This window comes from Pseudomonas fakonensis, from assembly GCF_019139895.1.
GTDB lineage: Bacteria > Pseudomonadota > Gammaproteobacteria > Pseudomonadales > Pseudomonadaceae > Aquipseudomonas > Aquipseudomonas fakonensis.
Genome location: NZ_CP077076.1, coordinates 1,092,075 through 1,112,192, shown reverse-complemented (window position 1 = coordinate 1,112,192; position 20,118 = coordinate 1,092,075). Strand labels below are relative to the sequence as shown.

At 63.7% G+C, this 20,118-nt stretch carries 17 protein-coding genes; 7 read left to right on the top strand and 10 right to left on the bottom strand.

Annotated elements, in window-relative coordinates; translation table 11 throughout:
- The first annotated feature begins 64 nt into the window (after nucleotides 1–64).
- From KSS94_RS05075 to KSS94_RS05050, 6 genes are all read left to right on the top strand, one after another.
- The gene (locus KSS94_RS05075) at nucleotides 65–1,399 is read left to right on the top strand and encodes an imelysin family protein (RefSeq protein WP_217841946.1); all 1,335 of its coding nucleotides are present in this window, start codon (nucleotides 65–67) and stop codon (nucleotides 1,397–1,399) included.
- Nucleotides 1,400–1,622: 223 nt separating this feature from the next.
- Nucleotides 1,623–3,050 carry a di-heme oxidoreductase family protein gene (locus tag KSS94_RS05070; protein WP_217841945.1) on the top strand — a complete coding sequence of 476 codons (1,428 nt, stop codon included), beginning with the start codon at nucleotides 1,623–1,625 and terminating at the stop codon, nucleotides 3,048–3,050.
- 19 nt (nucleotides 3,051–3,069) lie between these two features.
- Nucleotides 3,070–4,134: an imelysin family protein gene (locus KSS94_RS05065; protein WP_217841944.1), complete on the top strand. Its 1,065-nt coding sequence runs from the start codon at nucleotides 3,070–3,072 to the stop codon at nucleotides 4,132–4,134.
- A 2-nt stretch (nucleotides 4,135–4,136) separates the two neighbouring features.
- The gene (locus KSS94_RS05060) at nucleotides 4,137–5,234 is read left to right on the top strand and encodes a DUF1513 domain-containing protein (protein ID WP_217841943.1); all 1,098 of its coding nucleotides are present in this window, start codon (nucleotides 4,137–4,139) and stop codon (nucleotides 5,232–5,234) included.
- Between the two features lie 284 nt (nucleotides 5,235–5,518).
- On the top strand, nucleotides 5,519–6,661 hold the full coding sequence (locus KSS94_RS05055) for an efflux RND transporter periplasmic adaptor subunit (RefSeq protein ID WP_217841942.1): 1,143 nt from the start codon (nucleotides 5,519–5,521) through the stop codon (nucleotides 6,659–6,661).
- A 10-nt stretch (nucleotides 6,662–6,671) separates the two neighbouring features.
- Nucleotides 6,672–9,704, top strand: coding sequence for a multidrug efflux RND transporter permease subunit (locus tag KSS94_RS05050; protein ID WP_217841941.1), 3,033 nt, complete (start codon nucleotides 6,672–6,674; stop codon nucleotides 9,702–9,704).
- 912 nt (nucleotides 9,705–10,616) lie between these two features.
- Here KSS94_RS05050 and KSS94_RS05045 read toward each other — a convergent pair.
- The 5 genes from KSS94_RS05045 to colR form a co-directional block, all read right to left on the bottom strand.
- Nucleotides 10,617–10,850: a hypothetical protein gene (locus KSS94_RS05045; protein WP_217841940.1), complete on the bottom strand. Its 234-nt coding sequence runs from the start codon at nucleotides 10,848–10,850 to the stop codon at nucleotides 10,617–10,619.
- A complete protein-coding gene (locus tag KSS94_RS05040) occupies nucleotides 10,847–11,548 on the bottom strand; it encodes a lipopolysaccharide kinase InaA family protein (RefSeq protein ID WP_217841939.1) in 702 nt (233 codons plus the stop codon). Before KSS94_RS05040 ends, KSS94_RS05045 begins: the two co-directional genes overlap by 4 nt.
- Before the next feature lie 6 nt (nucleotides 11,549–11,554).
- Nucleotides 11,555–12,235: a class I SAM-dependent methyltransferase gene (locus KSS94_RS05035; RefSeq protein ID WP_217841938.1), complete on the bottom strand. Its 681-nt coding sequence runs from the start codon at nucleotides 12,233–12,235 to the stop codon at nucleotides 11,555–11,557.
- Between the two features lie 107 nt (nucleotides 12,236–12,342).
- Complete coding sequence (locus KSS94_RS05030) at nucleotides 12,343–13,671, bottom strand: sensor histidine kinase (RefSeq protein WP_217841937.1); 1,329 nt, start codon at nucleotides 13,669–13,671, stop codon at nucleotides 12,343–12,345.
- The gene (gene colR / locus KSS94_RS05025) at nucleotides 13,661–14,344 is read right to left on the bottom strand and encodes a two-component system response regulator ColR (protein ID WP_028689695.1); all 684 of its coding nucleotides are present in this window, start codon (nucleotides 14,342–14,344) and stop codon (nucleotides 13,661–13,663) included. The genes KSS94_RS05030 and colR overlap by 11 nt, the downstream gene beginning before the upstream one ends.
- A gap of 190 nt (nucleotides 14,345–14,534) precedes the next feature.
- On the opposite strand from colR, the gene KSS94_RS05020 reads away from it, so the two are divergent.
- Nucleotides 14,535–15,263 carry a phosphatase PAP2 family protein gene (locus KSS94_RS05020; protein ID WP_217841936.1) on the top strand — a complete coding sequence of 243 codons (729 nt, stop codon included), beginning with the start codon at nucleotides 14,535–14,537 and terminating at the stop codon, nucleotides 15,261–15,263.
- 165 nt (nucleotides 15,264–15,428) lie between these two features.
- On the opposite strand, the gene groL is transcribed toward KSS94_RS05020, so the two are convergent.
- From groL to KSS94_RS04995, 5 genes are all read right to left on the bottom strand, one after another.
- On the bottom strand, nucleotides 15,429–17,069 hold the full coding sequence (groL, locus tag KSS94_RS05015; protein WP_217841935.1) for a chaperonin GroEL: 1,641 nt from the start codon (nucleotides 17,067–17,069) through the stop codon (nucleotides 15,429–15,431).
- A 48-nt stretch (nucleotides 17,070–17,117) separates the two neighbouring features.
- Nucleotides 17,118–17,411, bottom strand: coding sequence for a co-chaperone GroES (locus KSS94_RS05010; protein ID WP_009050540.1), 294 nt, complete (start codon nucleotides 17,409–17,411; stop codon nucleotides 17,118–17,120).
- 294 nt (nucleotides 17,412–17,705) lie between these two features.
- Nucleotides 17,706–18,167, bottom strand: a complete 462-nt coding sequence (locus tag KSS94_RS05005; protein ID WP_217841934.1) for an FxsA family protein — start codon at nucleotides 18,165–18,167, stop codon at nucleotides 17,706–17,708.
- Between the two features lie 66 nt (nucleotides 18,168–18,233).
- The gene (locus KSS94_RS05000) at nucleotides 18,234–18,965 is read right to left on the bottom strand and encodes a HugZ family pyridoxamine 5'-phosphate oxidase (protein ID WP_217841933.1); all 732 of its coding nucleotides are present in this window, start codon (nucleotides 18,963–18,965) and stop codon (nucleotides 18,234–18,236) included.
- Between the two features lie 91 nt (nucleotides 18,966–19,056).
- Entirely contained in the window at nucleotides 19,057–20,064 is a 1,008-nt protein-coding gene (locus KSS94_RS04995; protein WP_217841932.1) for a DUF481 domain-containing protein, read from the bottom strand.
- Between the last annotated feature and the right edge of the window lie 54 nt (nucleotides 20,065–20,118).

Genomic DNA, 20,118 nt, shown 5'->3' with positions numbered 1-20,118 from the left:
GGTTTCGCGTGCCACGGTGCACGGCTAACCCTCTGGTCCAACCACACGACGCAGGAAACCAACAATGATTCGAATGCCTCTGGCCTCCGCCAGTCTGCTGGCCATCGCCATCGCCCTCGCCGGTTGCGGCGAAAAGGACGGCAAGGCTGGCGCCCCGCAAGCCCAGGCACCTGCTGCCGCCAGCACCGCCGCAGCCCCTGCCGGCGCTGTCGATGAAGCCGCCGGCAAGGCCGTGGTCAAGCATTACACCGAGATGGTCTACGCCGTGTACAGCGACTCGCTGAGCACCGCCAAGCAGCTGCAGACCGCCGTCGACGCTTTCCTCGCCAAGCCTAGCGACGAGACGCTCAAGGCAGCCAAAGAGGCCTGGGCCGCTGCCCGCGTTCCGTACCTGCAAAGCGAGGCGTTCCGCTTCGGCAATACCATCATCGACGACTGGGAAGGCCAGGTGAACGCCTGGCCCCTGGACGAAGGCCTGATCGACTACGTCGACAAGAGCTACGAGCACGCCCTGGGCAACCCGGCGGCCAGCGCCAACATCATCGCCAACACCGAGATCCAGGTGGGCGAGGAAAAGGTCGACGTCAAGGACATCACCCCTGAGAAACTGGCCAGCCTGAACGAGCTGGGCGGCTCCGAAGCCAACGTCGCCACCGGCTACCACGCCATCGAGTTCCTGCTCTGGGGCCAGGACCTCAACGGCACCGGCCCGGGCGCAGGTGCCCGCCCTGTCTCCGACTACCTCGAAGGCAAAGGCGCCACTGGCGGCCACAACGACCGTCGCCGCGCCTACCTGAAAGCGGTCACCGACCTGCTGGTCAAAGACCTCGAAGAGATGGTCGGCAACTGGGCACCGAACGTGGCCGACAACTACCGCGCCACGCTGGAAGCGGAGCCGGTCAACGACGGCCTGCGCAAGATGCTGTTCGGCATGGGCAGCCTGTCGCTGGGCGAACTGGCCGGCGAGCGCATGAAGGTCTCGCTGGAAGCCAACTCGCCGGAAGACGAGCAGGACTGCTTCAGCGACAACACCCACTACTCGCACTTCTACGACGCCAAGGGTATCCGCAACGTCTACCTGGGCGAGTACACCCGTGTCGACGGCACCAAGCTGACCGGCCCGAGCCTGTCGTCGCTGGTGGCCAAGGCTGACCCGGCCACCGACGCCACCCTCAAGGCCGACCTTGAAGCCACCGAAGCCAAGATCCAGGTAATGGTCGACCATGCGCTGAAAGGCGAGCACTACGACCAGCTGATCGCCGCCGACAACGCTGCCGGCAACCAGATCGTGCGCGACGCCATCGCCTCGCTGGTCAAGCAGACCGGTGCCATCGAGCAGGCCGCCGGCAAGCTGGGCATCGACAACCTGAACCCGGACACCGCCGATCACGAGTTCTGATCAGCGTTGTAACGGTTCACACAAAGAGGCGGCCTTCGGGTCGCCTTTTTGCTTTGAGGGCCCTATCGCCTGTAGGAGCCGGCTTGCCGGCGATAGGGCCCTGTAAAATCAAAAAACCTGCTGGCAAATGACATCCTTTTCACCTCGGTAATTGCAAATTGCTCTTATTCAAATACCCCCGGCCTGATAAGCTTGCACGCCGGTTTTTCGCCCACGCCCAGGATTGTCGATGTCCTTGCTCCGCCTAAGCCCCCTGCTGCTGGCCCTCACCCTCGCTGCCTGTGACGACGCCCCGCGTTTCACCCAGGCCGAGCCCGGTGAAGCCCTCTCCGGTGGCAAGGCAACCGTGCAACGCAGCGACCGCAACGCCTACTCGCTGCCCTCGGCCAACCTTTCGCCCGAGCGGCGCCTGGACTTTTCGGTGGGCAACAGCTTCTTCCGCAGCCCCTGGGTGATCGCCCCCAGCACCACCACCGCCCGCGATGGCCTAGGCCCGCTGTTCAACACCAACGCCTGCCAGAACTGCCATGTGCGCGACGGCCGCGGCCACCCGCCCGAGCCTGGTGACAGCAACGCGGTGTCGATGCTGGTACGCCTGTCGATCCCCGACCAGCCCTACCTGGCCCGTGAAATCGAGCGCATCGGCGTGGTGCCCGAGCCCACCTACGGCACGCAGTTGCAGGACATGGCCATCCCCGGCGTAGCGCCGGAGGGCAAGGTGCGGGTGAGCTACGACAGCCACACCGTCGCTTTCAAAGATGGCCACCAGGTCGAACTGCAGCGCCCGACCTTGCAGATCACCCAACTCGGCTACGGCCCGATGCACCCCGACACGCGCTTCTCGGCGCGCATCGCCCCGCCGATGATCGGCCTGGGCCTGCTCGAAGCCATCGCCGAAACCGACATCCTGGCCAACGAAGACCCCGACGACCGCAACCGCGACGGCATCCGTGGCCGCGCCAACCGGGTATGGGACGACGCCCAGGGCAAGACCGTGCTCGGGCGCTTCGGCTGGAAAGCCGGCCAGCCCAACGTCAACCAGCAGAACGTGCACGCTTTTGCCGGCGACATGGGCCTGACCAGTACCCTGCAACCCAAGGACGACTGCACCGCGGCGCAAACCGACTGCCTGGCCGCGCCCAACGGCGACGGCCAAGGCGGCGAAAAGGAAGTCAGCGACAACATCCTGCGCCTGGTCACCTTCTACACCCGCAACCTCGGCGTACCGGCCCGCCGTAACGTCGATGCCCCGCAAGTGCTGGCCGGCAAGAACCTGTTCTTCCAGGCCGGCTGCCAGGGCTGCCACACCCCGCAGTTCACCACCAGCGCCAACGCCAAGGAGCCGGAGCTGGCCAACCAGGTCATCCGCCCCTACAGCGACCTGCTGCTGCACGACATGGGCCCCGGCCTGAGTGACGAACGCACCGAATTTGCCGCCAACGGCCAGGACTGGCGCACCCCACCACTGTGGGGCGTCGGCCTGTCCGAGACGGTCAGCGGCCACAGCCGCTTCCTGCACGACGGCCGCGCCCGCAACCTGCTCGAGGCCGTGCTCTGGCACGGCGGCGAAGCCCAGGCGGCGCGCGACCAGGTACTGACCTTCAATGCCGAGCAGCGCGCCGCGCTGCTGGCGTTTCTGAATTCACTTTAAAACGCACAAGGAGCCGGGCATGTTCCGACCCAAACTGTTGTTCACCAGCCTCGCCGCCCTCGCCCTCGGCGCCTGCTCGCCGCAGGACCCGCAGGCCGTCACCTCTGCCGCCATCGCCAAGCAGGTGATCCTGCCGACCTACAGCCGCTGGGTCGAAGCCGACCGCGCCCTGGCTGCCAGCGCCCTGGCCTACTGCGAAGGCAAGGCCTCGCTGGACACCGCCCGCGCCGACTTCCTCAACGCGCAAAAAGCCTGGGCCGAGCTGCAGCCGCTGCTGGTCGGCCCGCTGGCCGAAGGCAACCGCGCCTGGCAAGTACAGTTCTGGCCCGACAAGAAGAACCTGGTCGGCCGCCAGGTCGAACAACTGGTCAATGGCGACAAGCCGGTAGACAAGGAATCGCTGGGCAAATCCAGCGTGGTGGTGCGCGGCCTGTCGGCCTACGAGTACATCCTGTTCGACAGCAAGCCGGACGTCGCCACGGCCGAACAGAAGGCCCGCTACTGCCCGCTGCTGGTAGCCATCGCCGAGCACCAGCAGGCCCTGGCCGAAGAGATTCTGAAGGGCTGGAACAGCACCGACGGCATGCTCTCGCAGATGACCAAGTTCCCCAACCAGCGCTACGCCGACTCCCACGAGGCGATCGCCGACCTGCTGCGTGCCCAGGTCACCGCCCTGGACACCCTGAAGAAAAAACTCGGCGCGCCCATGGGCCGCCAGAGCAAGGGCATCCCGCAGCCGCTGCAGGCCGAAGCCTGGCGCAGCCACTCCTCACTGAAGAGCCTGGAAGCTTCGCTCAAGGCCGCCGAAGCGGTGTGGGTAGGTGTCGACAACCAAGGCCTGCGCGGCCTGCTGGGCAAGGACCAGGCACCACTGGCGCAGAAGATCGACGACGCCTACGCTACCTCGCTCAAGCTGCTGGCCGGCAACCAGCAGAGCCTCGGCGAACTGCTGGCCGACCAAGCCGGCCAGCAGAAGCTGAACCAGATCTACGACAGCCTCAACGTCGTCCACCGCCTGCACGAAGGCGAGCTGGCCAAGGCGTTGAACATCCAATTGGGCTTCAATGCCAACGACGGTGACTGATCATGCTGCGACGCCAGGCCATCAAACTCGGTAGCGTATTGCTCAGCGCCCTGACCCTGGGCGGCTGGAGCCTGTTTCGCAACAAAGGCAGCGAACCCTTGCTGCTCTCGGCGCGCGACGACGGCGACGGCAAGCACTACGCCGTCGGGTTTCGCCTGGACGGCAGCGAGGTGTTCAGCACCCAGGTAGCCCAGCGCTGCCACGCCATCATCAACCACCCAGCGCTGCCCATCGCGCTGTTCGTCGCCCGCAGGCCCGGTACCGAAAGCTACCTGATCGACCTGCGCGACGGCCGCCTGCTGCAAACCATCGCCTCGCAGCCCAACCGCCACTTCTATGGCCATGCCGTGATTCACAAGGATGGCGAGTGGCTGTACGCCACCGAGAACGACACCACCGACCCGGGGCGTGGCGTGCTCGGTGTGTACCGTTTCGAGGGCGAGCGCCTGGTGCACAGCGGCGAGATCCCGACCCACGGCATCGGCCCCCACGAAGTGGCCTGGCTGCCCGACGGCGAAACCCTGGTGGTGGCCAACGGCGGCATCCGCACCGAGGCCGAAAGCCGGGTGGAGATGAACCTCGACGCGATGCAGCCAAGCCTGGTGCTGATGCAGCGCGACGGCACCCTGCTGAGCAAGGAAACCCTCGCCCAGCAGATGAACAGCGTGCGCCATCTGGCGGTGGGCAGCGATGGCACCATCGCCGCCTGCCAGCAGTTCATGGGGGGCTCGCAGGAAACCGCCGAGCTGCTAGCGATCAAGCGCCCGGGCGAGCCGTTCAAGGCCTTCCCGGTACCCGAGCGGCAGTTGCAGTCGATGGCCCAGTACACCGCCAGTGTCGCCATCCACAGCGACCTGCGCCTGGTGGCGCTGACCGCGCCAAGGGCCAACCGGCTGTTCATCTGGGACCTGGACAGCGGCGCGGTGAAGCTGGATGCGCCGATGCCCGATTGCGCCGGGGTCGGGGCGGTGAAAGACGGGTTTGTCGTCACCTCCGGGCAGGGGCGTTGCCGCTTCTATGATTGCCGCAAGCAGGAGCTGATCGGCCAGCCGATGAACCTGCCGTCCGGGTTCTGGGACAACCACCTGCATCTGGTCTGAGGGCTCCATCGCCGGCTCCTGCAGGGTTCGTTGACTCAACGCGGCCCCTGTGGGAGCGGCCTTGTGTCGCGATGGGCTGCAGAGCAGCCCCGGCGTTATTGTATGATGCCCAAAATCTGGGGGTGCGCTTGATCGACGACCTTTCATTGCGATGGAGTCTGACCTGCCCACCTCCCCCTCCCCTTTTCAGAAAACTCGACAATACTTTCCTCCAACGCACGTAGGCAGGATCGCCCTTGACCGTGCGTAATCCATAACCCATTACGCATCCAGGGAACCGGACCATGTTGCGCCGCCGCATGCTGATCATGTTGGCCATCGTCTTGCTGATCGTGCTGATTCTGGGGGGCATCAAGGGCTTCTCGATCTACCAGCAGGTGCAGATGTTTTCCAAGCCCAAGCCGCCGGTCAGCGTCGCCGCGGCCGAGGCCCAGCTGCGCCAGTGGCAGGAACGCCTGCCGGCGGTGGGCAGCCTCAAGGCCTTCCAGGGCGTGGAGCTGAGCCTGGAGGTGGCCGGCACGGTCAAGTCACTGCATTTTGAGTCCGGCCAGCAGGTCAAGGCCGGGCAACTGCTGCTGCAACTGGACAACGACCAGGAAACCGCACTGCTAGGTACCGCCCAGGCCGACCTGGGGCTGGCCAAGGTGGACTTTGGCCGTGGCAGCCAACTGGTCGGCGACTCGGCGATTTCCCGCGGCGAGTACGACCGCCTGACCTCGCAGTACCGGCGCAACCAGGCGGTGGTCGAGCAGCTCAAGGCGTCATTGGCGAAAAAGAGCATCAGCGCGCCGTTCAGCGGCACCATCGGCATCCGCCAGGTGGATGTCGGCGCTTATCTGGCCAGCGGCACGGTGATCGCCACCCTGCAGGACCTGTCCAGCCTCTATGTCGACTTCAACGTGCCCGAGCAGGCGCTGCCGCACCTGAGCCTGGGCCAGCAGGTGCTGGTGCAGGTGGCCGCCTACCCTGGCCAGACCTTCCCCGCCAGCCTCAGCGCGATCAACCCCAAGGTCGAGGAAAGCACCCGCAACCTGCTGGTGCGCGCCACCCTGGCCAACCCCGACGGCAAGTTGTTGCCCGGCATGTTCGCCAGCCTGCAACTGCTGCTGCCCGACCCGCACCCGCAGGTGGTGGTGCCGGAAAACGCCATCACCTACACCCTGTACGGCAACTCGGTGTACGTCATCGGCCCGAAGAAGGGTAAGGACGGCCAGCCGGAAAACACTGCAGAAGGCCAACCACAGCTGGCGGTCGAGCAGCGCACCGTGCAAACCGGCGAGCGCCGCGACGGCTGGGTGGTGGTGAGCAAGGGCCTGCAGGCCGGTGACCAGGTGGTGACCGCCGGCCAGCTCAAGCTGAGCCCCGGCGCCTCTGTACGCATCAGCGACGACGCGGCCCTCAAACCTGCCGCGCCCGGCGCCGACTGAGGGGGCCGGCATGGCATTCACCGACCCGTTCATCCGCCGCCCGGTACTGGCCAGCGTGGTCAGCCTGCTGATTCTGCTGTTGGGTTTGCAGGCCTGGAGCAAGCTGCAGATCCGTCAGTACCCGCAAATGGAAAACGCCCTGATCACCGTCACCACCGCCTACCCCGGGGCCAACGCCGAAACCATCCAGGGCTACATCACCCAGCCGCTGCAACAGAGCCTGGCCAGTGCCGACGGTATCGACTACATGACCTCGGTGAGCCGGCAGAACTTCTCGGTGATTTCGGTCTACGCGCGCATCGGCGCCGACAGCGACCGGCTGTTCACGCAACTGCTGGCCAAGGCCAACGAGGTACGCAACAAACTGCCCCAGGACTCCGAGGACCCGGTGCTGAGCAAAGAGGCGGCCGACGCCTCGGCGCTGATGTACATCAGCTTCTACAGCACCGAAATGAGCAACCCGCAGATCACCGACTACCTGTCGCGGGTGATCCAGCCCAAGCTGGCCACACTACCCGGCATGGCCGAGGCCGAGATTCTCGGCAACCAGGTGTTCGCCATGCGCCTGTGGATCGACCCGGTCAAGCTCGCAGGCTTCGGTTTGTCTGCCAGCGACGTGACCAGCGCCGTGCGCCGCTACAACTTCCTCGCCGCCGCCGGCGAAGTGAAGGGCGAGTACGTGGTCACCAGCATCAACGCCACCACCGAGCTGAAATCTGCCGAGGCCTTCGCCGCCCTGCCGGTCAAGACCGACGGCGACAGCCGGGTGCTGCTGGGGGATGTCGCGCGCATCGAGATGGGCGCCGAAAACTACGACACAGTCAGCTCATTCGACGGCACGCCGTCGGTGTACATCGGCATCAAGGCCACCCCGGCGGCCAACCCGCTGGAGGTGATCAAGGAGGTGCGGCGAATCATGCCGCAGCTCGAGGAACAGCTGCCATCGAGCCTGAAGGTGTCGATTGCCTACGATGCCACGCTGTTCATCCAGGCGTCGATTGACGAGGTGATCAAGACCCTCGGCGAGGCGGTGCTGATCGTCATCGTGGTGGTATTCCTGTTCCTCGGCGCGTTGCGCTCGGTGCTGATTCCTGTGGTGACCATTCCGCTGTCGATGATCGGCGTGCTGTTTTTCATGCAGATGATGGGCTACTCGCTGAACCTGCTGACGCTGCTGGCCATGGTGCTGGCCATCGGCCTGGTGGTGGACGACGCCATCGTGGTGGTGGAGAACATCCACCGGCATATCGAGGAAGGCAAGTCACCGTTCGAGGCGGCGCTGGAGGGGGCCCGGGAAATCGCCTTGCCGGTGGTATCGATGACCATCACCCTGGCGGCGGTGTATGCCCCGATCGGCTTTCTCACCGGGCTGACCGGCGCGCTGTTCAAGGAGTTCGCCTTGACCTTGGCCGGGGCGGTGATCATCTCTGGGGTGGTGGCGCTGACACTGTCGCCGATGATGTGCGCCCTGCTGCTGCGCCGCGAGCAGAACCCCGGCGGCCTGGCCCATCGCCTGGACCTGATTTTCGACAAGCTCAAGCAACGCTACCAGCGCCTGCTGCACGGCACCCTGGACAGCCGCCCGGTGGTGCTGGTGTTCGCCGTGCTGATTCTGTGCCTGATCCCGGTGCTGTTGATGTTCACCCGCAACGAACTGGCCCCGGACGAGGACCAGGGGGTGATCTTCATGATGAGCAGCTCGCCGCAGACCGCCAACCTGGATTACCTGAACGCCTACACCGACCAGTTCACGCCGATTTTCAAGCGCTTCCCGGAGTACTACTCGTCGTTCCAGATCAACGGTTTCAATGGCGTGCAAAGCGGCATAGGCGGCTTTCTGCTCAAGCCGTGGAACGAGCGCGAGCGCACGCAGATGCAATTGCTGCCGCTGGTGCAGGCAGAGCTTGAGAAGATTGGCGGGCTGCAGATTTTCGGCTTCAACCTGCCGTCGCTGCCGGGCACCGGCGAGGGCCTGCCGTTCCAGTTCGTGATCAACACCGCAGGCGACTATCCGGCCTTGCTGGAGGTGGCCCAGCGGGTCAAGGAACGCGCCCAGGCTTCGGGCAAGTTCGCCTTCCTCGACATTGACCTGGCCTTCGACAAGCCGGAGGTCATGGTCGATGTGGACCGCGCCAAGGCTGCGCAGATGGGGGTGTCGATGGACACCCTCGGCAGCACCCTGGCGACGCTGCTGGGCGAGGCCGAGATCAACCGCTTCACCCTGGAGGGGCGCAGCTACAAGGTCATCGCCCAGGTGGAGCGCCCCTACCGGGCCAACCCGGGCTGGCTGAACAACTACTACGTGAAGAACGAGCAGGGCCAGTTACTGCCGCTGTCGACCCTGATCACCCTCAGCGACCGCGCCCGGCCGCGCCAGCTGAACCAGTTCCAGCAGCTCAATTCGGCGATCATCCAGGGCTTCCCGTTGGTGAGCATGGGCGAGGCCCTGGACACGGTGCGCGCCATTGCCCGCGAAGAGGCGCCCGAGGGCTTCTCCATCGACTACGCGGGTACTGCACGGCAGTTCGTGCAGGAGGGTAGCGCGCTGTGGATGACCTTCGGGCTGGCCCTGGCGATCATCTTCCTGGTGCTGGCGGCGCAGTTCGAAAGCTTCCGTGACCCCTTGGTGATTCTGGTGACGGTGCCGCTGTCCATTTGCGGGGCGTTGTTGCCGCTGTTTCTGGGGGTGTCGAGCATGAACATCTACACCCAGGTGGGGTTGGTGACCTTGATCGGGCTGATTACCAAGCACGGGATTCTGATTGTCGAGTTTGCCAACCAGTTGCGTGAGGAGAAGGGGCTGGGGGTGCGCGAGGCGATCGAGGAAGCGGCGGCGATACGCTTGCGGCCGGTGCTGATGACCACGGCGGCCATGGTGTTTGGCATGGTGCCGTTGATTTTGGCTACGGGGGCTGGGGCGGTGAGTCGGTTTGATATCGGGGTGGTGATTGCTACCGGGATGTCAGTGGGGACCTTGTTTACGTTGTTTGTTTTGCCTTGTGTTTATATGGTTTTGGGGCATCGGGAGGGTTCGGGTTCGTAAGTCAGGGTGATTGCCTGTGGAGATGTATGCGCATTCATTGACGATGGCGGCTTTTCGTCACCTTTCCGCCCTTACGGCGGGTTACTTTGGTCTTGGCCAAAGTAACCAAAGCCGCCTGCTCCCATCATCCGGCCCCCTACGCTGCGCTTCGGGGGTTCCCTCGCTCCGGGCTTGCTCCGGAGGTACGCGCCGACGGGCCGTCCCTGGCCCGATCGGCGCTCGACCGGCATCCATGCCGGTCGCCCTCCTACGCAAGCCCTACGCTCGGCCTCCTGAAGTCGCGATTTGTGTTGCCTGGGCTATTGCGCGCTTAGAAGCAAGATCAACAGCCGGATCAACAGCCAGATCAACAGCCAGATCAATAGCTGGGATGTTGGTTTGATTGTTATTGATGTGTTGTTTGTTCGGGCCCTATCGCCGGCTCCTACAGGGTTACGCATTATTTAAATTAATGCGTTCCACTGTAGGAGCCGGCTTGCCGGCGATTGCAATCCTGAGGTCCCTCAAATGCAACTAGCGGTTAGCTGCGCCAGTGCAGGCGCCGCCCCTAACTTCGCGACTTCAGGAGGCCGAACGCAGGGATTGCGCAGGGGGGCGACCGGCATGGATGCCGGTCGAGCGCCGATCGGGCCAGGGACGGCCCGTCGGCGCGTACCCCCGGAGCAAGCCCGGAGTGAGGGAACCCCGGAGCGCAGCGCAGGGGCCGGATGATAGGAGCAGGCGGTTTTTGGTTACTTTTTTCCAAGAAAAAAAGTAACCCGCCGTAAGGGCGGAAAGGTGAATAAGCGTCAATACAAATAATGAATGCGCATAAAACTCTAAAAACCAACCAACAAACAAACCCCAAAAACACAAACGCCAGAAGCCCGAATCAAACCTAAGCCCCTGGCGCCCAATCAGCAGAAAAGCCAATCAGCCAAACGGCCGCAACCCCTGCCTCATCCCAAACAAAAACAACAAAATATCGTGATCAGGCTCAACCCGCGCCTGCTGCTCAACCCTGGCCACCCGCGGCAACGGGCAAGCGCCAGCAACCTCCCCCTGGCTGAACACATTCATTCTCGGCTGCTCCCAGGCCGCAAAGGCCATCGTCGTGACGCCTAGCGCCGCGACCAGAAACAAACCTCGAGCTATTTCTAGTTTCATTGCTCTAACCCTTTGACAGCGCTGCCAAACGCCATCTGGTAAAAATAGAGCAAGCTCTGCCACTGCGCGTCATCGAACGACGAATGGCGGCGCAACTGACGCAAATCGTTATAGGCCGCCCGCTGGCAACTGATGCGCCGACGGCATTTCTCCAGGTCCAGCAAGGCCACCTCGACCCGCGCCTGTTCGCCCTCGCCCAGCACCTTGACGAACACATGCTTGCCGTACAGGCAGCCATGCTGCCAATGCCCCAGGTGCATGCGCGCCAGGTTGTCCGCCAGGTCCTTGAGCATGCGCTCATGCACCACCTGCGGGTATCGCTCCCGGGCGCCTTTGGCAAACCAGGTATCGAGGTCGACGAAACCGTCCAGCGCCTCGCTCACCAGCAAGGCATGCCACTGGTGGTCGTCGGTGCGCTCGGCGCCGGCAAAGACGATGCGCGGTACCCGCACACCAAGCTGTTCGAAACTGTTCAGCGCGTCCAGCTCGCGCAGCACGGTGGGCCGCCCGAACGGGTGCAGCAGGCTGCGGTAGGTATGGCCAACCTGACGCTTGGCATACAACAACTGGCCGCTGGCGTCGCACAGGCGCTGCACGCCGCTCTCGCCGCCACGGCGCTGGTTGGGCTCCTCGACCCACTCCCCCTGCTGCTGCCAGTAAAACTCGAACTGCTCGGATCCGCTCTGCGCTACCGCCATCGGTCTTTACCCCTTACGCAATACGTAAACACGCCACATGGCATAGAACGGCAGGAAGTCCAGACGTTCCTGAATTCTGAAACCGGCTGCCACAAATTCTTCTTCAACTGTTTCAGCGGGTAACACAAAGCGGTTCTGATAACTGCCCTGCTCGCTTTTGGCGCTGCGTCGCGCTTCCAGCTTGCGCCGCCGCCAGGCCTTGAAGTTACCGTCCACCCACAGCGACACGATCACACTGTCACGGCTAACCCGTTGAAATTCTGAAAGAATTTTCTGTCGATGAGCGGCGTCACCAATGTGGTGGAACAGCCGCATGCAGAAAATGCTGTCCACCGCGTTGTCGGGCAGGTCGATGGCGAAAGCAGACGTTTGCAAAGGGCGTACCCGCGCCACCACTTCTGGCGGTTGTGCCGCACAGGCTGTCTCGATCATCGCGGCGGAGTTGTCGGCACCGATGATCACGCGGTTGGGCTTTTCGGCCAGCAGCGGCCAGAAACGCCCAGCGCCGCACGGCAGGTCGAGCACCAAACCCGGCTCGCCGGCCAGCATCAGGGCACGCCGGGCCAGTTGTTCATCGCGCTTGTGAGACAGGCGTCGGGCCAGGCCATCCTGGTGCTTGAGGAAGTACTCCCGGGCATGATCGCGGTCGTACTTTTCGGAAAATTCGAGTTTGATGGGGCTACGCATGAGCATCTCCTGACTCCAAGTGCGCCCACCTTAGTCAGGCAGGCGTTGGAATCAGGTCATGCCAATGTGAAAAATCCGTCACGCGATGCGAAGAATGCTACAGAACGTTAATCCGTTTCCGACAACGTACTGCCGCTTTCCCCCTCCAGAAACGCCCCGCGACCTCGCGTCAGGCTGACCTGGAAACGGCAACCATGGGGCAAGGTGGTGGTCAGGGTGACCTGCCAGCCCTGGTCATCGCAGATCCGCTGCACCAGCGACAAGCCCAGCCCCAAGCCTTCGCCACGGCGCTCATCGCCACGCACGAAGGGCCGGAACATCGCCTCGCGCTGCTCCTCGGGAATGCCCACACCACTGTCCTCGACGCTGAAACCGTCGCTTTGCAGGCTCAGGCGGATATAGCCGCTGTCGGTGTAGTGGGCGGCGTTGCGCAGCAGGTTGCCCATCACCGATTGCAGGAAGGTGGCGTTGTACAGCACCGGGCTGGCACTGACGCGGCCGTCGTAGTACAGCGCCAGGCCCTTCTGCTCAATGGTGTCGCGCCAAACGCCGGTGAGGTCATCGGCTACCTCGCGCAGGGTCGCCTGGGAAGCCACCGCCCCCTCGTCGCGCTGGGCGCGCGCCAGCATCAGGAAGGTCTTGACCAGCTCGCGCATCTCTTCGGTGGCCCGGGCGATGCGCTCCACCTGGCTGCGCGAGCGGGTGTCGAGGTTGGGGTTCTCGATCAACAGCTCGCAGGAGGTGGCCAGCACCATCAAGGGCGTACGCAACTCGTGGCTGACGTCGCTGGTAAACAGCCGCTCACGGGTCAGGGCATCGCGCAGGCGGCCCAGGGTGTCGTCGAAAGCCACTGCCAGCTGGCCCACTTCGTCCGCCGCGTAGTCCGGTGCCAGCGGCGGCGCCAGGCCCAGCAACTGGTCGCGGTGGCGTACCTGGCGGGCCAGGCGGATCACCGGCGCCATCACCCGCCGTGCCAGCAACCAGCCAAGCAGCGTCGCCAATGCCAGGCTGAGCACGAAGCCCACCACCACCACGGCGAACAGCACCCGCTCGCGCTCCTCGAAATCGCTTTGGTCCTGCAGCAGCACGTAGCGGCGCCCGTCGACCACCTCGACCATGGCGTGATACGACAGCTGGTCGCGGAACACTTCGTGAAAGCCCGGGTCCAGGTGACGCAGATCGCGCGGCATCTCGAACTCGTCGCGCCCGCCACTGAAGTAGAACAATTGGTCGGGGCGCGGACGGTGGCTCCAGTCGCTGACGCTGTCCATGCGCAGCAGGCGCTGCAAGTCGCCGCCAAGCACCGAGGAAATCAGCCGCTCCTCGACCAGGTGCACGGTAGCGACAATGCCGAAGGCGAAGGCCCCAGCCACCAGTGCGCTCATCAATGCGAAGGCGATGATGATGCGCTGGGCAAGGCTTTGCTTAAACTCCATCGCGACCCTCGGCGAGGCGATAGCCGACGCCATGGACGGTATGCAGCAGCGGTTTGTCGAACGGTTTGTCGATCACCTGTCGCAACTGGTGTACATGGCTGCGCAGGCTGTCGCTGTCGGGGCAGTCATCGCCCCACAGGGCCTCTTCCAGCACTTCGCGGCGCAGCACGTGGGGGCTTTTCTGCATCAATACCGCCAGCAGCTTGAGGCCCACCGGGTTGAGCTTGAGCAGGCGGCCCTGGCGGGTCACCTCGAGGGTGTCGAGGTCGTAGCTCAGGTCTGCCACTTGCAAGGTGCGGCGCCCGCCGCCCTGGGCCCGGCGCAGCACCGCTTCGATGCGCGCGGCAAGTTCGGACAAGGCGAACGGCTTGAGCAGGTAGTCGTCGGCGCCGGAGCGGAAGCCTTGCAGGCGGTCGTCCAGCTGGTCGCGGGCGGTGAGCATGATCACCGGGGTATCACGCCGGGCGTCTTCGCGCAGGCGCTTGCACAGCGTGTAGCCGTCGATACCCGGCAGCATGATGTCGAGCACGATCAGGTCATAGTGTTCGGTGGCGGCCAGGTGCAGGCCCGACAGGCCATCCTGGGCGCAATCGACGGTGTAGCCTTTCATGCCGAGGTAGTCGGCCAGGTTGGCGAGGATATCGCGGTTGTCTTCAACCAAAAGAATGCGCATCGGGGTCTCCTGTGCGGCCCTTCGCGGGGCGCGGCAGGCGCAGCTTAAGGCCATTGCCTGCACTGTGCCAGCCCTGGGGAAATATCGCCGCAGTTGACGGATTTTTCACTGATCCTTCACGGACACAGGATAGCGGCCAGCCGACAATGCCCGGTCTTTTTCTGTCCCTCCTTTGAGCCCTGGAGTCGCCATGCTGCAACCCATCCGCCCTCGCCCACTCAATCTGTGGCTGTACCTGGGCATCCCGTTCGCCACCATCGTGGCCCTGCTGCTGCTCGAATCGACCTCCCTGGACATGAACATCGCCGACCTGTTCTTTGACCAGACAGCCGGGCAATTCATCGGCCGGCACAGCTACCTGCTGGAGAACATCCTGCATGACCGGGTCAAGCAGGGGGTGATCCTGTTCAGCCTGCTGGCGGTGGTCGGCTTCATCGCCAGCTTCTTCTGGAGCAGGCTGTTCAACTGGCGCCGCGAACTGGGCTACCTGGTGCTGGCGCTGAGCTTGTCGACCGCATTCGTCACCCCGCTCAAGCAACTGACCCAGGTGCAATGCCCGTGGAGCCTGACCCAGTTCGGCGGCAAGGAAACCTATAGCAAGCTGCTCGAACCGCGCCCGCCCACCGACAAACCAGGCCTGTGCTGGCCAGGCGGCCACGCGGCCACCGGGTTCTGCCTTTTCGCGCTGTTCTTTGGCCTGCGTGACCGCAAACCGCGCCTGGCCAAGGCGGCGCTGGGGCTGGCGTTCGTTGCAGGTTCGGTACTGGGCCTGGGCAGGATGATGCAGGGCGCGCACTTCTTGTCGCACAACATCTGGACGGCGGTGTTCTGCTGGCTGATCGGGCTGGGGTGCTATTACCTGGTGTTGTATCGCCGGGGGGTGGCGCAAGCGCCAGCCGTCGAGCGCAGCGTCGCCTGAAGAGCCCAGCCCTTGTAGGAGCCGGCTTGCCGGCGATGGGGTCAGGCCTGCATTAACACGCTGAAGGCCCTATCGCCGGCAAGGCTCCTACAGGGAATCTGCAAAGACATAAAAAAGCCCCGCACTAGGCGGGGCTTCTTGTTACAGCTTGGGGGTAAGGCTGGCTTACATCATGCCGCCCATGCCACCCATGCCGCCCATGTCTGGCATGCCGCCAGCTGGCTTGTCTTCCGGCAGGTCGGCAACCATGGCTTCGGTGGTGATCATCAGACCGCCGATCGAAGCTGCAGCTTGCAGGGCCGAGCGGGTGACCTTGGCTGGGTCCAGGATGCCCATCTCGATCATGTCGCCGTATTCGCCGGTAGCGGCGTTGTAGCCGTAGTTGCCCGAACCTTGCTTGACCTTGTCGGCAACAACGCTTGGCTCGTCGCCGGCGTTGGCAGTGATCTGGCGCAGCGGGGCTTCTACTGCGCGGCGCAGCAGGGCGATACCGACGTTCTGGTCTTCGTTGTCGCCTTTGAGGTCAACGATGGCAGCCAGGGCGCGAACCAGGGCCACACCACCGCCAGGCACCACGCCTTCTTCGACGGCTGCACGGGTAGCGTGCAGGGCGTCTTCAACGCGGGCTTTCTTCTCTTTCATTTCAACTTCGGTGCCGGCACCGACCTTGATCACGGCAACACCACCGGCCAGCTTGGCCAGGCGCTCTTGCAGCTTCTCACGGTCGTAGTCCGAGGAAGTCTCTTCGATCTGGGCACGGATCTGCTTGACGCGTGCTTCGATGTCGGCGTCAACGCCAGCACCGTCGATGATGGTGGTGTTTTCCTTGGACAGGATGACGCGCTTGGCGTTACCCAGGTGCTCCAGGGTAGCGGTTTCCAGGGACAGGCCGATTTCTTCGGAGATGACCTGGCCGCCGGTCAGGACGGCGATGTCCTGCAGCATGGCCTTGCGGCGATCGCCAAAGCCCGGGGCCTTGACCGCAGCAACCTTGACGATGCCGCGCATGTTGTTGACCACCAGAGTCGCCAGGGCTTCGCCTTCGACGTCTTCGGCAACGATCAGCAGTGGGCGGCCGGCCTTGGCAACGGCTTCCAGAACTGGCAGCAGTTCACGGATGTTGGAGATCTTCTTGTCGACCAGCAGCAGCAGCGGGCCTTCGAGCTCGGCAACCATGGTGTCCGGCTTGTTGACGAAGTACGGCGACAGGTAACCGCGGTCGAACTGCATGCCTTCTACGACGGACAGTTCGTTTTCCAGGCCCGAGCCTTCTTCAACGGTGATCACGCCTTCTTTACCGACCTTTTCCATGGCTTCGGCGATGATTTCACCGATGGAGTTGTCGGAGTTGGCGGAGATGGTGCCTACCTGGGCGATGGCCTTGGAGTCGGCGCATGGCTTGGAGAGGTTTTTCAGCTCGGCGACGACGGCGGCGGTGGCCTTGTCGATGCCGCGCTTGAGGTCCATCGGGTTCATGCCGGCAGCGACGGCTTTCAGGCCTTCGTTGACGATGGCCTGGGCCAGGACGGTAGCGGTGGTGGTGCCGTCACCGGCAGCATCGTTGGCCTTGGAAGCAACTTCCTTGACCAGCTGGGCGCCCATGTTTTCGAAGGCGTCCTTGAGCTCGATTTCTTTGGCGACGGAAACGCCGTCCTTGGTGATGGTCGGCGCGCCGAAGCTCTTGGCCAGGACCACGTTGCGGCCTTTCGGGCCGAGGGTCGCTTTGACGGCGTCAGCCAGTACGTTTACACCAACCAGCATTTTCTTGCGGGCGGAATCGCCGAATTTTACGTCTTTAGCAGCCATGATCGTTTAATCCTTGGAATTCTTTGGAGTAACGGGAAGTCGGAGAAATCAGCCTTCGATAACGGCGAGGATTTCGTTCTCGGCCATGACCAGCAGGTCTTCGCCATCGACTTTCACGGTGTTGCTGCCCGAGTAAGGGCCGAAAACCACTTTGTCACCGACTTTAACGGCCAGCGCACGCACTTCGCCGTTGTCCAGGATGCGACCGGTGCCGACGGCGACGATTTCACCGCGGTTTGGCTTTTCAGCAGCCGAACCTGGCAGGACGATACCGCCAGCGGTTTTCGATTCTTCTTCGCTGCGACGGATAACGACGCGGTCATGCAGAGGACGAAGCTTCATTGTCGATCTCTCCCAAATTGTGGTTTTCATCGGCCGGTATCGACACCGGCGGGTTGATTCGGTCCGGCGTTGCCGGGAGTGGCCCGCCTTGGGCGAACCACCTGTGTAAAGACTGGTGCAAACACCAGAAACCTTGCGGTGACCACATACATGAGGCCGGGAGTTTCGATTACAAGGCTTGCTACAGAAAATTTTTCATACGGTGTGAAAATGCATCGTGGGAGCGGGCTTGCCACGCGATCAGAGCGACGCGCCCCTTCGCGGGGCAAGCCCGTCCCCACCCATGACCAGGCCTTACTTGTCGCGGCGCTCGTACTCACCCTCGATCACGTTCGGGCGGTGGCCGCCGTCGCGCGGCTGGGCCTGGAACGGGTCGTCCTGGAATGTACGCTGGCGCATGGCCTGCTGCTCGGCGCGCTGGCGCAGTTTGCTGGCCACCAGGCGGCGACTGAACGGCAGCAGGCACAGCAGGCCGATCACGTCGCTGATGAAGCCCGGGATCAGCAGCAGGCCGCCACCGACCGCCAGCATCAGGCCCTGGAACATGTCCTCGGCGGGCAGCTCGCCGCGTTGCAGGCTCTCGCGGGCACGCAGGGCGGTGGCAAGGCCTGCCACGCGCATCACCAGCAGGCCCAGGGCCGAGCCGGCGATGATCAGCAGCAGCGCCGGAAAGAAACCGATGGCCCCGGCGACCTTGACGAACACGAACAGCTCGAGCACAGGGAAAACCAGGAACAGCAATAGAAAGGCACGCATCAAAAATTCCTCTACGGAAGAAAATCTTCCTGTAAGACCTTCAGATGGATGCGCGCCGCGCTTTTTTCAACCCTCGGCCGCCACCGCAACCGGCCACTGATCGGCGCGGGCCAGCAGTACCAAGGCTTCGCGCACTTGTGTCGGGTTATTACAAGTTTGCGGGAAGGCCAGCCAGTACACCCCCTGGCCGATGCGCAGGTGCATGCCTTCGCTGTCGATGCCGACCAGCTCGGCCGGGGCCGTGCGCGGCAGGCCGGTGAGTTCGACGTAGTGGGCGATGGCGTTGGCGTGGTCGCTGTTCATGTGCTCGATCATGCTGGCCTCGGCCTTGCCGGCGAACGGGTTGGCCAACGTCACCTGGTCGAGCCAGTGGATGGCACCGAAACCGCCGATGTAGCGGTGGCGTACCGGTTGCAGCACCCAGAAGTCGAAGTCGTGGGCCTTGTGGTAGTTGGCCGACTCGGGGAAGTAGCGGTAGTAACGCGCCGCAGCAGCCTCGATGGCGGCTTCGTCGGTGAGCTTGCGGGCTTCGGCCATGACCGTCAGGCGGCCCACCGCTTGCACGTCCTCGGCGTCGCGCTCACCCACCAGCAACGAGCACTTGGGGTCTTTTTGCAGGTTGTGGGTGTGCTGGGCGATGCGGCTGATGAGGATCACCGGGTGGCCCTCGGCGTCCAGGCAGTAGGGCACCACCGAGCCGAACGGGTAGCCAGGCATGGACTTGGAGTGGGTCGACAGCACGCCGCGGAACTCCTTGAGCAGCAGTTCCCGGGCGGGGCGAAGGGCGTTGGTACTCACGGCAAGAACCTCGAATAAGAATCAGCTGCAAGTTATACGCTACAAGCCCCAGGGGCCGCTATGCGGCCAATCGCGGCCGGAGTCTGTAGGCTTACCAGGTCACGCCGAAGCCTGCGGTGTAGCGGGTCTTGTCCAGATCGCTGTCGCTGGTGCCCCTGATCAGGTCCTTCTCGGCCTTGAGGTTCAGCGAGGCCCATTCGGTGACCTTGTAGCGCAGGCCCATCTCGGCATCCAGGGTGTAGTCGGCGACACCGCCGAACGGCTTGCCGACCTCACCGTTGGTGAAGAACTCGACCTTCTTGCCGATCAGATAGCGGTTGTAGTCCCACTTCACCGACGCCGAATAGAAGTTATCCTTGCCGCCGTCGCGGTACTCGAAGTCGCTGCGGTTGATCAGCGAGCTCAGCGAGAACGCGCCCAGTTCGTCATCCCAGAACTGGTAACCCGGGCCGGTACCCACCGTGCGCTGGCGGGCCAGGTCTTCGATCTGGTCGCGCTTGTACTCTGCGCGGCCCTGCCAGAACCACTTCTCGGTGATGAAGCGGTCCAGGGCGTACTCGGCGCTCCAGTTGTTGGTGGTGGTGACGTCGTCCTTGCTCTCGCGGTTGTACTCACCCTCGGCGTTGTGCCGCCAGCGGCCGTGGCGGGCGGTGGTCTTGAAGCTGACGTCGTAGTCGTCGGTGTCGTTCTCGGCGCGCTTGTAGTCCATCGCCACATCGACGTTGCCCTTCCACATCAGATCTTCGACCACCGGGCGCGGCTTCATGATCTGCTCGATGCTGGCCAAATCGACGGTCTTCGGCGCCTCGCCGTTGGCCAGAGTGACCTTGCCGGGCTCTGCCGCCTTCAGCGACTTGGCCTTCTCGCCGCTGTAGGCGTCCTGCTTGACCAGCAACTCCTGGTCACTCTCCAGGGTCTGCACCTGCTTCCAGTCCAGGGCGATGGAGCCGCCGTAAGGGGTTTCGAGCAACAGCTTGCCGCCGTCGAACACCTTGATCTTGCCGCTCAAGCGGTCGCCGTTCTTCATCCAGACGGTATCGGCGAAGGCCGGGGTGCAAAGGGTGGCAGCGATGAGGCACAGCAGGGTTTTTGAATACATAAGCAGACTATGGAATCGATTCGATGAAAAAAGCCGGGCATTATCCGCATACGC

Coding starts and splice junctions, on each gene's coding strand:
- KSS94_RS05065 (WP_217841944.1), top strand. CDS start 3,070: ATGTTCCGACCCAAACTGTTGTTCACCAGCCTCGCCGCCCTCGCCCTC.
- KSS94_RS05030 (WP_217841937.1), bottom strand. CDS start 13,671: ATGGAGTTTAAGCAAAGCCTTGCCCAGCGCATCATCATCGCCTTCGCA.
- KSS94_RS05005 (WP_217841934.1), bottom strand. CDS start 18,167: ATGCGTGCCTTTCTATTGCTGTTCCTGGTTTTCCCTGTGCTCGAGCTG.
- groL (WP_217841935.1), bottom strand. CDS start 17,069: ATGGCTGCTAAAGACGTAAAATTCGGCGATTCCGCCCGCAAGAAAATG.
- KSS94_RS05010 (WP_009050540.1), bottom strand. CDS start 17,411: ATGAAGCTTCGTCCTCTGCATGACCGCGTCGTTATCCGTCGCAGCGAA.
- KSS94_RS05060 (WP_217841943.1), top strand. CDS start 4,137: ATGCTGCGACGCCAGGCCATCAAACTCGGTAGCGTATTGCTCAGCGCC.
- KSS94_RS05050 (WP_217841941.1), top strand. CDS start 6,672: ATGGCATTCACCGACCCGTTCATCCGCCGCCCGGTACTGGCCAGCGTG.
- KSS94_RS05075 (WP_217841946.1), top strand. CDS start 65: ATGATTCGAATGCCTCTGGCCTCCGCCAGTCTGCTGGCCATCGCCATC.
- KSS94_RS04995 (WP_217841932.1), bottom strand. CDS start 20,064: ATGTATTCAAAAACCCTGCTGTGCCTCATCGCTGCCACCCTTTGCACC.
- KSS94_RS05045 (WP_217841940.1), bottom strand. CDS start 10,850: ATGAAACTAGAAATAGCTCGAGGTTTGTTTCTGGTCGCGGCGCTAGGC.
- KSS94_RS05040 (WP_217841939.1), bottom strand. CDS start 11,548: ATGGCGGTAGCGCAGAGCGGATCCGAGCAGTTCGAGTTTTACTGGCAG.
- KSS94_RS05055 (WP_217841942.1), top strand. CDS start 5,519: ATGTTGCGCCGCCGCATGCTGATCATGTTGGCCATCGTCTTGCTGATC.
- KSS94_RS05020 (WP_217841936.1), top strand. CDS start 14,535: ATGCTGCAACCCATCCGCCCTCGCCCACTCAATCTGTGGCTGTACCTG.
- colR (WP_028689695.1), bottom strand. CDS start 14,344: ATGCGCATTCTTTTGGTTGAAGACAACCGCGATATCCTCGCCAACCTG.
- KSS94_RS05035 (WP_217841938.1), bottom strand. CDS start 12,235: ATGCGTAGCCCCATCAAACTCGAATTTTCCGAAAAGTACGACCGCGAT.